General features: G+C 70.3%; 13 protein-coding genes. 11 read left to right on the top strand and 2 right to left on the bottom strand.

Annotated features, from left to right (window positions below):
* Nucleotides 1-22: 22 nt before the first annotated feature.
* Nucleotides 23-769 (bottom strand): DUF2306 domain-containing protein, encoded by a 747-nt coding sequence (locus tag ACFP1K_RS22450; RefSeq protein WP_380756473.1) that lies wholly within the window; start codon nt 767-769, stop codon nt 23-25.
* A 115-nt stretch (nt 770-884) separates the two neighbouring features.
* Between ACFP1K_RS22450 and ACFP1K_RS22445 the strand changes: the two genes are divergently transcribed.
* The 6 genes from ACFP1K_RS22445 (at nt 885) to ACFP1K_RS22420 (ending at nt 7,217) form a co-directional block, all read left to right on the top strand.
* Nucleotides 885-1,673 carry a TetR/AcrR family transcriptional regulator gene (locus tag ACFP1K_RS22445; RefSeq protein ID WP_380756471.1) on the top strand — a complete coding sequence of 263 codons (789 nt, stop codon included), beginning with the start codon at nt 885-887 and terminating at the stop codon, nt 1,671-1,673.
* Nucleotides 1,674-2,337: 664 nt separating this feature from the next.
* Entirely contained in the window at nt 2,338-2,832 is a 495-nt protein-coding gene (locus ACFP1K_RS22440) for a hypothetical protein (protein WP_380756468.1), read from the top strand.
* Nucleotides 2,832-3,137, top strand: a complete 306-nt coding sequence (locus ACFP1K_RS22435) for a winged helix-turn-helix domain-containing protein (RefSeq protein WP_380756466.1) — start codon at nt 2,832-2,834, stop codon at nt 3,135-3,137. The genes ACFP1K_RS22440 and ACFP1K_RS22435 overlap by 1 nt, the downstream gene beginning before the upstream one ends.
* A gap of 309 nt (nt 3,138-3,446) precedes the next feature.
* The gene (locus tag ACFP1K_RS22430; RefSeq protein WP_380756463.1) at nt 3,447-5,228 is read left to right on the top strand and encodes a ricin-type beta-trefoil lectin domain protein; all 1,782 of its coding nucleotides are present in this window, start codon (nt 3,447-3,449) and stop codon (nt 5,226-5,228) included.
* Between the two features lie 100 nt (nt 5,229-5,328).
* Complete coding sequence (locus ACFP1K_RS22425; protein WP_380756461.1) at nt 5,329-5,868, top strand: SigE family RNA polymerase sigma factor; 540 nt, start codon at nt 5,329-5,331, stop codon at nt 5,866-5,868.
* On the top strand, nt 5,865-7,217 hold the full coding sequence (locus tag ACFP1K_RS22420) for a hypothetical protein (RefSeq protein ID WP_380756459.1): 1,353 nt from the start codon (nt 5,865-5,867) through the stop codon (nt 7,215-7,217). Before ACFP1K_RS22425 ends, ACFP1K_RS22420 begins: the two co-directional genes overlap by 4 nt.
* Before the next feature lie 3 nt (nt 7,218-7,220).
* Here ACFP1K_RS22420 and ACFP1K_RS22415 read toward each other — a convergent pair whose 3' ends face one another.
* Entirely contained in the window at nt 7,221-8,081 is an 861-nt protein-coding gene (locus ACFP1K_RS22415) for an alpha/beta fold hydrolase (RefSeq protein ID WP_380756457.1), read from the bottom strand.
* Between the two features lie 88 nt (nt 8,082-8,169).
* On the opposite strand from ACFP1K_RS22415, the gene ACFP1K_RS22410 reads away from it, so the two are divergent.
* The 5 genes from ACFP1K_RS22410 (at nt 8,170) to ACFP1K_RS22390 (ending at nt 12,374) form a co-directional block, all read left to right on the top strand.
* Complete coding sequence (locus tag ACFP1K_RS22410; RefSeq protein WP_380756455.1) at nt 8,170-8,682, top strand: CGNR zinc finger domain-containing protein; 513 nt, start codon at nt 8,170-8,172, stop codon at nt 8,680-8,682.
* A gap of 231 nt (nt 8,683-8,913) precedes the next feature.
* Entirely contained in the window at nt 8,914-10,014 is a 1,101-nt protein-coding gene (locus ACFP1K_RS22405; RefSeq protein WP_380756453.1) for a DUF3103 family protein, read from the top strand.
* Nucleotides 10,015-10,147: 133 nt separating this feature from the next.
* Complete coding sequence (locus ACFP1K_RS22400) at nt 10,148-10,657, top strand: NADPH-dependent F420 reductase (protein ID WP_380756451.1); 510 nt, start codon at nt 10,148-10,150, stop codon at nt 10,655-10,657.
* Between the two features lie 43 nt (nt 10,658-10,700).
* A complete protein-coding gene (locus tag ACFP1K_RS22395) occupies nt 10,701-11,582 on the top strand; it encodes a hypothetical protein (protein WP_380756449.1) in 882 nt (293 codons plus the stop codon).
* 102 nt (nt 11,583-11,684) lie between these two features.
* Nucleotides 11,685-12,374, top strand: coding sequence for a response regulator (locus tag ACFP1K_RS22390; protein WP_380756447.1), 690 nt, complete (start codon nt 11,685-11,687; stop codon nt 12,372-12,374).
* Nucleotides 12,375-12,398 lie beyond the last annotated feature (24 nt).

Genomic DNA, 12,398 nt, shown 5'->3' with positions numbered 1-12,398 from the left:
CCGGCGGCCGTCGCGCCGGGATCTACGCCCGCTGCCTGGAGCGGGCCCGGCGCCTGGACGCGTCGCCGCGCTCCAGCCACCATTCCACGATCAGCAGGGGCACCGTCCACCCGAGCCAGCCGCCGGTGCTGGCTATCGCCCAGGTGAACATGGTCTCGTCGCCCTTGAAGGTCGTCTCCAGCTGGGGGCTCAGGGCGAGGAAGAGGATGACGGACCAGACGCGGTTGGTGATGATCGAGAAGGTCAGCGCGAAGCTGCGCAGCATCCAGCGCCGGTGGTCGACATAACGCCGCTGCCGGGCCATCCGGTAGCCCGCGACGGTGCAGGTCAGCCAGAGCAGCGCCAGCATCACGTTGCTGGCCGCCATCGCCGGCCCGTACGGGGTGCCCGCACCGACGACCAGGCCCGCCAGGCCGGCCGGGAGCACGCCGCCGAAGACGTAGACCCTGCCGATGTACCGGTGCGCCACCTGGTACCGCTGCCGGAACCACGGCCATACCTGCATGAAGCAGGTCAGCATCGCGATCGACGCGAACACGACGTGCGCCACCAGCAGGGGGTAGTGCGCGGTGAACCCGGCCGGCTGCGGCACGCGGGAGGCGGCCGGGTCGCCGGTGAGGTACGGCGGCACGGAGAACGCCAGGAACATGACGGCGACGAAGCCGAGCGGCGCCATCCAGGGGCGCCGCCACCAGCGCGGGGGAGGCACGCGCCTGGCGGGCGGGTCTTCGGTGGATGAGGGGGGTGGGTTCTCCGTGGTGGTGACCATTTCGGTTCCTGTTCGGGAGGGGGATGCGTAGGTTATACGCTGGAGCGTATCTGATACGCAGTGCGTATGTAATACGCAAAGCGTGGGTGATACGCACCGCGATAGGATCGTGCCGATGAGCGAGAAGACCGGTGGCGAGCTGCCCCGCACGCTGGAAGTCCTGTGGGGACACCGCGCCGAACGCCGCGCGCGGGGCCCGGCCCAGCCGCTGAGCCTCGACCGCATCGTGGCCGCCGCCATCGCCATCGCCGACACCGACGGCCTGCCCGCCCTGTCCATGGCCCGCCTGGCCGAGCGGCTCGGCTGCGCCACCATGTCGCTGTACCGGCACGTCGCCAACAAGGACGAGCTGCGGACGTTCATGCTGGACGCCGCCCCGGGCCCGCCGCCCGACATCCCGGTCGCGCCGTCCGACTGGCGCGGCCAGCTCCATCGGTGGGCTCTGGAACTGGCCGGCGTCTACCACCGTCACCCGTGGATCCTGCAGACGACCGCCGTGGGCCCGCCGCCCCTGGAGCCGGGCCAGCTCGCCTGGATGGACGCCGGCCTGCGCACCCTCGGCGGCACCGCCCTGTCACCCCACGAGAAGATGTCCGTCCTGCTGCTGGTCATGCACTACGTCCGCGGCCACGCGCAACTCTCCACCAACGACCTGCGCACCACCCCCGATCAGCGAGAGACCCCAGCGTCGGCGTACGAAGCCATGCTCACCCGCCTGATCGACCCCACACGCTTCCCCGCCCTCGCCGAACTCCTCACCGCCGGCGTCTTCGGCGACCCCGACACCCCCCCTTCCCCGACAACCCCCACCCCCCACTTCACCTTCGGCCTAGACCGCATCCTGGACGGCATCGAAACCCTGATCCCCACCCGCCCAACCACCACGCCGCCATACAGCGAATAACCGGCCCCTGCCTGGCTCACCAAGCTCCACCGCGACGTGTCGCGCCCCGTAGCCCGCTGTTCCATTCACATCGCCCGCCCGGCTCCACACCCGCCGCACGACTCCGGTTCTCGTCGCCGTCTGGTGGTTGTGTTTACCGGCGCCGGGTCGGCGGGACGTTGTACGGCGAAGTCGGCGCCGCCGTACGGCGGGCAACCCCGCGTATGTGCGGCGCCGGTGAAATGGTCCTTGCCGAGGGCGCGCTTCGCGCGGAAGGACGCAAGGGCTGTTCTCCTGCGGGGGACACCCCCGCACCCCCGGGTCCTGCCGGGCTCACCGTGCCCCACCGCGACGCGTACCGGCGGGCCGGTGTCCCGCCGTACGACGGCGCCGACTTCGCCGTACACCGTCTCGCCGTCCCGGCGCCGGTAGGGGACGAACTCCGACCCGGGCCGTTGGGGCGGCCGCCGCATGCTCCTTGCAGAGGGCGCGCTACGCGCGGAGGTATAGGGCGCGCTACGCGCGGAGGTAGCGGGCGCGCTTCGCGCGTGAGGTACAGGCCGCGCTACGCGCGTGAGGTACAGGCCGCGCTTCGCGCGGAGGAAGCTTGTGGAAAGTACTTGACGGGGTGGAAAGTGGAAAGTACTTTCCTAAGTGGAAAGAGAGTGGAAAGAGAGGAGTTGGCATGGACGCCACCCCCGAAGATGCCGCGCATATCACTCCGGAAGACGCCGCGCGGACGCTGAGTGAGATTCGTGCTTCGCAGGCTCGGCTGATCAGGTCGCGGCCGTGGTTCCCGGCCTGGTACACCACGGGGGTCGGGCTTTACGTCACCGGGATTCAGTTCTTCACCGAGCCGGGTACCTCGGTGGGGGTGATGAGGACGGGGATCGGGGTGTTGACGGTGGCGCTGATCGGGCTGGTGCTGGCGTTGGTGCTGCTCGGGCATCAGCGTCCGCATCGGGCGCTGGTCACCTGGAGGGTTCTGGGGATCTTCGGGGCCTGGTTGGTGACGGCGCTCGTCTTGTGCTTCGTCCTCGCTCTGGCGCTCTCGGCCGTCGAGGTGCCCTACGCTCGCACCTTCGCCGCCCTCGTCATGACGGTGTACATGGCGGTCACCGGGCCGCCGGTCGCCCGGCGCATCACGCGGCGCATGGCGGCGACGATCGAGGCGGGCTGATGGGCGAGCTCGATCCGGTGATCCACGCTCCGGCCAGGCTGCGCATCATGTCGCTGCTCGCGGCGGTGGAGGAGGCCGAGTTCGCCTTCGTCCGCGACGAGGTCGAGGTCAGCGACTCGGTGATGTCCAAGCACGCCGCCGCGCTGGAGACGGCCGGCTACGTCGTCATCCGCAAGGGGCACGTCGGCAAGCGCCCCAGGACCTGGCTCAAGCTCTCCCTGGCGGGCCGCCGGGCGTACAAGGCCCACATAGACGCGCTGCGCGACATCGTCGCCCGCTCGGGGATGTCGCTGACCGGCGAGTGAGCCACCCGGCCTCCACGCCATGCCGGCGGGGTGGCCGCTGATACTTTCAATGACACCGGATGGCATCTCCACACGTCACAGCGCGCGCGAGGATTCAGGGCACCGCAACTTTCGGGGCTCAGCCTTGACGCTTTCCGTGGCCCTTCCCACACTTGGTCCCCAAGCGAGACGCGCCGCCCGGTCACCCGGTCTGTCAGCGCACCACGCTGTGGTCATCACCGGCGACCGGCGCTGCTCGGCCAGACCAGCTCCACCCGCTACCAGTGTCCGGATGGCACGATTTCGGGAGGGTCCGTGATACGGATCGCCATGGCAACCGTTCTTCTCGGCACGTCACTGGTGGCAGGGCAGGCCGCGGCCGCGCCGGTCATCACCGTGTCGGACGGCGTGCGCTACCAAGCGATCGACGGCTTCGGCGTCTCCACGGCGTTCCGCCGGGGCGAGCTGCTCCGAAACCTTTCGGCGGCGCAGCAGAACGACGTCTTCCGCCTGTGGTTCGATCGCGCCACCGGCGCCGGGCTCAGCATCCTGCGCCTGGGCATCGGCGCCTCGCCGGCCGGCGCTCCGTACGACAAGATGATCTCCATTCAGCCGCAGAACCCGGGCGGGCCCGACGCGGCACCGAGGTACGTGTGGGACGGCGACGACGGCGCGCAGGTGTGGGTGGCCAAGGCCGCGCAGTCGTACGGCGTGAAGCGGTTCTACGCCGACGCCTGGAGCGCTCCCGGGTACATGAAGGACAACAACAGCGAGAACAACGGCGGCAACCTCAGGTCCGAGTGGCGCGCGGCCTACGCCCGGTACCTGGTGCAGTTCACGAAGTTCTACGCCCAGGAAGGCGTCCCGATCACGGACCTGGGGTTCACCAACGAACCCGACTACACGGCGACCTACGAGTCCATGCGCTTCACCCCGGCCCAGGCCGCCGCCTTCGTCAAGATACTCGGCCCGCTGGCCACCGACGTGAAGCTCGCCTGCTGTGACGCCTTCGGCTGGGACCAGGCCAAGTCGTACAGCAACGCCATCGAGGCCGACGCCGAGGCCCGCCGCTGGGTGACGACCTACACGGGTCACACCTACGCCAGCCAGATAACGAGCCCGCAGCCCGGGAGCAAGCGCGCCTGGATGTCGGAGTGGACCCCCGACGGCAGCACCTGGAACGAGAACTGGGACGACGGCAGCGGCAACGACGGCTTCGCCATCGCCCAGGCCGTCCACCAGGCGCTCACCGTCGGCAACGTCAGCGCCTATGTCTACTGGCTCGGAGGCTCGCAGGGAACCACCCGGGCGCTGATCCAGATCGATCCGTCCGCGCGGACGTACCGCGTGTCCAAGCGGCTGTGGGCGATGGCGGCGTACAGCCGGTTCATCCGGCCGGACGCGGTCCGGATCGGCGCGACGTCGAGCAACTCGGCGCTGAGGGCGTCGGCGTTCCTCAACGCCGACGGCTCGAAGGTCGTCACGGTGCTCAACACCGGCAACTCGGCCGTCGCCTATGACAGCCTGCCGCCCGGCACCACCGCCTACGTCACCGACAACGCCAACTCGATGACGCCCGCCACGATCACGGGTGGGGTGGTCTCCCTCAGGCCGCGCTCGCTCACGACCGTCGTGATGGGCGGCGAGCCGACGCCGACCCCCACCCCGACCGTCACGCCCACGGTGACCCCGACCGTCACGCCCACCGTCACCCCGACCCCGACCGTGACGCCCGCGACCACGTTCCGGCTGCGTAACGAGGGGGCCGGCCGCTGTGTGGACTCCCCGAACAGCGCCAGCGCCAACGGCACCCAGCTGCAGATCTACGACTGCCACACCAACCCGAACCAGAGGTTCACCTACACCTCGGCGAGCCAGTTGCAGATCCTCGGCAAGTGCCTGGACTCCCCGACCAACGCCGGCTCGGGCACCAGGGTCCAGCTCTACGACTGCCACACCAACGCCAACCAGCGCTGGACCTTCAACTCCAACGGCACCGTCACCACCCCCGCCAACAACCTCTGCCTCAACGTCACCGGTACCGGCAACACCTCCGGCGTCACCGTCGCCACCTGCAACGGATCCGCCAACCAAAGGTGGACCCGGGCATGACCCGGCACTGAGACGGTTCACCCCTGAGCGGAAGCGGGACGGGGAGGCATAGAAAAGAGAGGATGGTGGCGTCAGAAGGAGGACATCCAATCCTCCGGAGGTGATCGTGGACGTTGCCAACGAGCGACGTTTCCGCGAGTTCGTGGCGTCGCGCTCGCCGGCACTGATGAGGCTCGGCTACCTGCTGACCGGCGGCGACCAGCACGCGGCGGAAGACCTGCTGCAGACGGTGCTGATACGCACCGCGGCGCGGTGGACGCGTATAGACGACCCAGAGCCCTACGTCCGCCGGGCCATGTACCGCCAGCAGGTGAGCTGGTGGCGCCTCGCCGCGCGGCGGCGGGAGACCGTGGTCCCCGAGGCGCCGGACATACCGGCCCGCGACGACATGAACGCCGCCGAGCTGAAGCTCGTGCTCCGGCACGCCCTCGCCAGACTGACCGCGCGCCAGCGCGCCGCGCTGGTGCTCCGCTTCTTCGCGGATCTGCCGGAGGGCGAGGTCGCCCAGGTCATGGGCTGCTCGGTCGGCACCGTCCGCAGCACGGTCCACCGCTCGCTCGCCCGGTTACGCGTCCTCGCCCCCGAACTGGCCGAACTCGACGCCCCGCGCCGCCCCCCGTTCAAGGAGGTCACCTCATGATCCCGGACTCCTTGCTGCCTGAGACGCTGGAGGACTGGGCGGCCGAAGCTCAGGTCCCGCACGGCCTGGCCGACCGGGCGCTGGCCGGCCGCGCCCCCCGCGCCCGCCGCCGTTCGATCACGATGATGCTCGCCGCCGCGGCCACCGTCGTCGTGGTGACCGTCGGCATGCTCGTCCCCCGCCTGCTCGACGGGCCGCCCGCCAGGCCGGACCCCGCGTCCCCGCGGTACCCCGTCCCCACACCGGTCGACGTCACCACCCCGGTGTCGCCGCCCACCGAGGTGACGCCCGCGGACCTGCCGGCGTCGCTGGACATCCAGACCGATCCCGAGAACTCCCCGCCGAAGAGGCTGATCACCGCCGGGCGGATCGCCGTCTCCGCCTACTACGTCTCCGGCACCGAGAAGATCGGCAAGAACAGCGACCGCGGCCACGACACCTGGTACCTGTACGACCCCCGCACCGGCACCTACGAGATGACGGACTGGTCGAACCTGGACGTCGCCCCCGGCATGAAGTACGCGGCGGTACTGGAGCGCGATCTGCCCGCCCGGCGCGTGGGCATTCTCGACATGACGACCCGGGAGCTCCGATGGGTCGCCCTGGAGCAGCCCGCGACCTACGTGTCCTGGTCCCCCGACGGCAGCAGGATCCTGGTCACGAGCTTCGACAAGGACCCGTCGATCCGCACCGGCATCAGGGACGGCGGCAACAGCTGGAGCGTGCCGCGGTTCCGTCGGCTGGGCTTCCACATCGTGGACGCCGCGTCGGCGACGGCCACCTTCCACCCGGTAGCCGGAGAGGCCATCGGCCAGCCCGAAAGCGCCCCCTTCCGGTGGAACCTGGACGGCACTCTGGTCAGCGGGCCGAACCTCACGAGGGCCATGCGGCCCACGAAGCCCGAGCAGCCGGACAGGCTCTACTACGACCTCGACGGCCGCCCGCACGACGCGCCCGAGCGCGACGTGAATCCGTCGAGCGAGGTGGACTACTCCCCCGACGGAAGGCTGTACGCCGGAGTGCTCCAGCAGAAGATCCCCGACGCCGTCCGGACGCTGTCGCCGGAGGACCTCGAAAAGCTGAGGGCACAGGGACCGAGGGGACCGGAGACCTTCGTGACCGACGTGGCCTCCGGCCAGGTGGTCGGCCGCCAGGAGATGCTGCAACTGCGCGCGTGGGCCGACGACGGCCACCTCGTCGCCCTGCAGTGCCTCGGCACGTGCCGGGACGAGTTCGACGCCCGCCTGGTGGTCGTCACTCTGGACGGCTCGAAGAGCGTCCGGCTCTCCGGCGAGATGCTCGACAGCCAGCGCCCCGGCAGCTGGCATCCGCTGCTGACCCGCCGCTGACCCCTAGCTCTTTCCAAGGAAGTCCTTGATCAGCCGGGTCACCTCGTCGAGGGCGGTCTCCAGGAGGAAATGGCCGCCCTCGAGGAGGTGGATCCGGGCGCCGGGAAGGTCGTCGGCGAAGGCGAGGGCGCCGGCCGGGCCGAAGATCTCGTCGCCCTCGCCCCAGACGGCCAGCAGGGGCGTCCGGCGTTCGCGCAGGTACGTGTGCAGGTGCGGGTAGAGCGGAGGGTTGGTGGCGTAGTCCAGGAACAGGGCCAGCTGGACGCGGTCGTTGCCGGGGCGGGACACCAGGGCGAAGTCGTGGTGCCAGGTGTCGGGGCTGACGAGGGTCTCGTCGGGTACGCCGGTGACGTACTGCCATTTGATCGCGTCCAGCGTGAGCGCCTGCCTGACCGCCCCCTCGGTCTCGGGGGTCTGCTCGCGGTGGTAGTCCCAGATGGGTGCCCAGAAGCTCGGCACGAAGCCCGCCTCGTAGCCGTTGCCGTTCTGGGTGATGATCGCCGTGATCGCGTCCGGGTCGTTCAACGCGAGCCGCCAGCCGATCGGAGCGCCGTAGTCCTGGACGTAGACGGCGTAGCGGGAGACGCCGAGCTGGTCCAGCAGGCCCTTGGTCAGTCCGGTGAGGGCGTCGAAGGTGTACTCGAACTCCTCCACGGGAGGCGCGTCGGACAGCCCGAAGCCCAGGTGGTCGGGGGCGATGACGTGGTAGTGGTCCGCCAGCGCCGGGATGAGGTCGCGGAACATGAACGAACTGGCCGGGAAGCCGTGCAGCAGCACGAGGGTGGGCGCGTCCGAGGGTCCGGCCTCCCGGTAGAACAGCCGCCTGCCCTGCACGGTCGCGTAACGGTGGTGGACGTTGACCATGGCTAACCCCTTATCTCCGCTTCAGTGGTTAGACTGAACCAGAAGGGTTGCTAACCTGTCAAACATATCTAGGGGGTTAGGGTTGATCGTGGAGGCCACACGGGAAGACGAAGACCTGCTGCTGGACGTGCTCAACAGCACCCCCGTCCTCGACGGCACGCGGCAGGATCTCCTCGCCGATCCCGCCGCCGCGCACACCTGGTTGCGGACGCGCGGCGGCGAGGGGTCCCCGCGGGAGCACGACACCGTGCGGCAGGCCAGGGACGCGTTACAGGGGGTCCTTCGCGGCGATCTCCCGGCGAGCGCCCTGGCCCCGTTCCTGGAAGGCGCCGCCTACCGTCCGGCCATGGCCGGGCAGGGTGTCGAATGGTCGCTCGACGTCCCCCCCGAGCAGGCGATGAGCGTCAGGATCATCCTGGCCTGGGACACGCTGGAGAAGACCAGGCCGGGACGGCTCAGACCCTGCGCCAACCCCGAATGCAGGCTCTTCCTCCTCGACCGCAGCAAGACCAACAAGGCCCGCTGGTGCTCCATGGCCACGTGCGGCAACCGGATGAAGGCCCGGCGCCACTACCAGCGAACCCACCCCCCGGCGGGCTGAGAGACCGGCCACACGCGGCCGCCGGTCTTCTACTGACCTGTAGCGCGAACTGACTGTCTATTTTTCGCTGACTGAGCCGGTCGGGAAAGCGTAAAGCCATACGAAAGGACGGCTCGGTCGTCGACAGGTCTCTACATGTATCGAATTGTCGGTACTTGTCACTCTCCATCTGTCTCGCTGCTCCGGCCAGGACACCCACCCGGCCGGAACCCTGACCGAAGGAGAAGACTCGTGACCCGAGTCCTCACGGCCGCCGTCGCCACGGTGGTCGCACTGGCCCTGTCCAGCGGAACCGCCCTGGCCTCTCCCGCCGATCCGGCACCCGTGGCCCCCGCCGCCGCGGACACGGTGCCCGCCGTCACCGAACGCCTCGCCGCCCAGGTCGCCGCCGCCCTGGCCGGCCGCGAGGTCCGCGACCGTGCCGTGTCGGCCACCGCCTCGGCGCCCGCGGACCTGCTGGCGCTCACCGCGGACACCGGCCTCGCCCAGGCCACCCGCACGGCCAACCAGGCCGTGCTGGCCGCCAAGGGCCTCCCCGCGAACGGCGGCTCGCTGCTGCGGCTGCGCGTCGCCACCGACGCGATGCGCACAGGCCTATCCCGCGGCGAGGTGCCGCTGGTCGCGGCCGCCCCCACCGACGACGAGGCCGCCTCGATCACCGCCTACGACCCGCTCGGCGGCAAGGTCGTCCTCGACCCGGCCAAGGCCCCCGCACGGCCGGTACTGGTGGTCGAGGTCGACGTGGCCAGGGCGCTGACCCTGGGGATCGACCTCATGCGCAGGACGCTGTCCGCCAGGGGCGTGACCGCGGCCCGGCCGCTCGCGACCGCCCGGTCCGCCGGAGGGTACTGGGCCACCAAGGTCAACGCCGTCCGGCTGTCGGACGACGAGGAGCCGTGGATCAAGGGATCCGCCGAGATCTACAGCATCGTCAGCGGCTTCGGCCTGGACGGCAAGGCCACCGTCAACATCGTCCAGATGCCGTACCTGGACAACGACGGCACGACCTACTACCCGAACCAGCTCCTGGTCCACTTCAACGGCTACAAGTACAACCTGGCCGACGTCGTGATGATGGAGGACGACGGCGACACCAACTACCAGCAGCTCGCCCAGGCCATCATCACCGCCCTGCTGACCATCGCCGACGCCGGCGTCTACATCCCCCTGGTCAACGCGATCATCGCCGCCATCCCCACGTCCTGGTGGACCGACGACCCCGACTACGTGGACTCCTGGTACACCCTGTCCACCTCCAGCGGCGGCCGCCTGAACGGCGCGAGCGGCAACGGCTGGCTGGACGTGTCCCCCTACTGGGTCTCCGAACTCTGACGGCTCCCCAGCGCCGGACCCCCGCCGGGCAGGCGGCCCGCCGGGGGTCCACAGAGGCCCGCGGCGGCCGTCCGCGACGTGACCCCCGTCCCTGGTGCGACATGCCGGGCCGGTAGCGCCGGTTACCCCCCTCATGACGACAATCGCTCTCATCGGCAGCGGGAACATCGGCGGCACCGTCGCCCGGCTGTCCATCGCCGCAGGCTACGACGTGGTACTGAGCAACTCGCGCGGCCCGGAGACATTGAAGGACCTGGTCGCCGAGCTCGGCCCGAAGGCCCGCGCCGCGACGGCCGCCGAGGCCGGCGCGGCGGGCGACCTGGTGGTCGTCAGCGTCCCGCTGCGCGCCTACCGCGACGTCCCCGTGGAGCCGCTCGCCGGCAAGCCGGTCATCGACACCAACAACTACTACCCCGACCGGGACGGGAGGTTCCCCGAGCTGGACGACGACTCGGCCACGTCCAGCGGCCTGCTCCAGCGGCACCTGCCCACGTCCAGGGTCGTCAAGGCCTTCAACAACATCTACTTCGTCCACCTGCAGAACCTCGCCCGCCCCACCGACACCGAGAACTTCTGGGAGTCCCCGGGCACCCCCGCCGGCGTCGCCACCGTCCGCGACGCCGTGGACGCCGCCAAGCACTGAGAGCACCGTTCGCGCGCGGGGCGGCCTTCGGTATTCTCCTCGCATGTCGAGCCGAGGGGCGTCGGCGAGCGCCGCCCGCCGCGCGGATGAGATGGTCGCCGAGGTACGCGACGACCCCGCCCGCCGCCTCCGCCTCGCGGCGAGGTTCTACGACCAGCGCATCGCCGGGCGGACCATCCGCTCCTACCGGCGCGCCGAGGTGGCCTTCATGCGCTGGCAGCTCCAGCGAGGCCTGCTGGCACCCCCCACCGCCCCGGCCCCCGGCAGTCCATGGTGGCGTGCCGTCAACGAATCCCTGCTCCGCGACGCCGCCGAAGCGGACCTGCTGTTCAACGGCGCGCCCGGCGAGCCCAGCTCCACCGCCGTACGGCACTGGACGGCGTTCCTGCGACGGCCGGCCCCCGAAGCCTGGTACCGCGCGCACAACGCCAGCATCGTGGCCGGGTACCTGAACCACCGCGAACTCGTCCAGCTCGAGACCCCGCTGGAACGCTTCTTCATGGACGTCGCACTACTGCGCGTCCTCTACGCGCACAGCCTGCTCATCCGCCCCAAACTGGCATTAGGACGGCTCGCCGTCCTTGGCGCACTCCTGGGCGATCCCCGCCGCCGGGGCGCCGACCTCTTCCTCTCCCTCCAGAACGTCCTCCCCGACAAATACCCCCTGGAGGACGTGCCGATCGAGACGGTCCTCGCCGAGGAGAACCCCCTCGGCCGCGTCTTCGACTACGGCATCATCGTCCCGCGCATCGGCCTGCTGTACCACCACGCCGCCACCGACCTCGACGAGCCCCGGGTGTCCACCCTCACCAGCGAACAGTGCCCCGTCTACGCCTGGCCGTACGAGTACCGGCACGTCTGGCGGACCACCCGCTCTCGGGTCGGCATAGCGGTGGTGCAGGCACTGGTCGGCCCCGCGCGCTGAGCCGCGGGCCGCCCGCCCTGGTCGCCGTCGCGCGCATCGATGCACCAGATCTGCACATAGCGGTACCGTTCGTCTGCACGGCCGGGCCCTACGCTTCCGTCCATGGGCACCCCCCAGCAGCGGCGCGTCCTCCTCGTCGAGGACGACCAGACGATCGCGAAGGCAGTCCAGCTCAGGCTGGTCGCCGAAGGATTCGACGTGCGGGTCGCCGGCGACGGCGAGAAGGCATTAGCCGCGTACGCCAAGGCCGAGCCGGACGTCGTGGTCCTCGACCGGCTGCTCCCCGGCCTGGACGGGCTGGAGGTCTGCCGGCGCATGCAGGCGGCCCGTCCCGTCCCCGTGCTCATGCTGACCGCGCTCGGCGAGGAGACCGACGTGCTGGTCGGCCTGGGCGTGGGAGCGGACGACTACATCATCAAGCCGTTCAGCATGCGGGAACTGGTCGCCCGGATCCACGCGCTGCTGCGGCGGGTGGAGCGGGCCAGCCAGCTGGCGCACGAGGACACGGTGATCCGTGTGGGCGACGTCGAGATCGACACGGCGGAGCGGCGGGTGTTCGTGCGGGGAATCGAGGCGCAGCTGACCAGAACCGAGTTCGACCTGCTCCGCACGCTCGCCGAGCGGCCGGGCCAGGTGTTCGAGCGCGAGCAACTGCTGTCGGACGTCTGGGGCTTCTCGGAGGCCGCCGCGACCAGGACGGTCGACAGCCATGTCCGCGCGCTGCGCCGCAAGCTCGGCCCCGATGTGGTCAGAACGGTGCACGGAGTCGGATACGCGCTGGTCCGTTCGTGATCGCCGCCGCCCGGAAGGAGGCAC

Source organism: Sphaerisporangium aureirubrum (genome assembly GCF_042658925.1).
GTDB classification, from domain to species: Bacteria; Actinomycetota; Actinomycetes; order Streptosporangiales; family Streptosporangiaceae; genus Sphaerisporangium; species Sphaerisporangium aureirubrum.
Note: the sequence above shows the minus strand (reverse complement) of the source record. Positions and strands in the feature narration are given on the sequence as shown.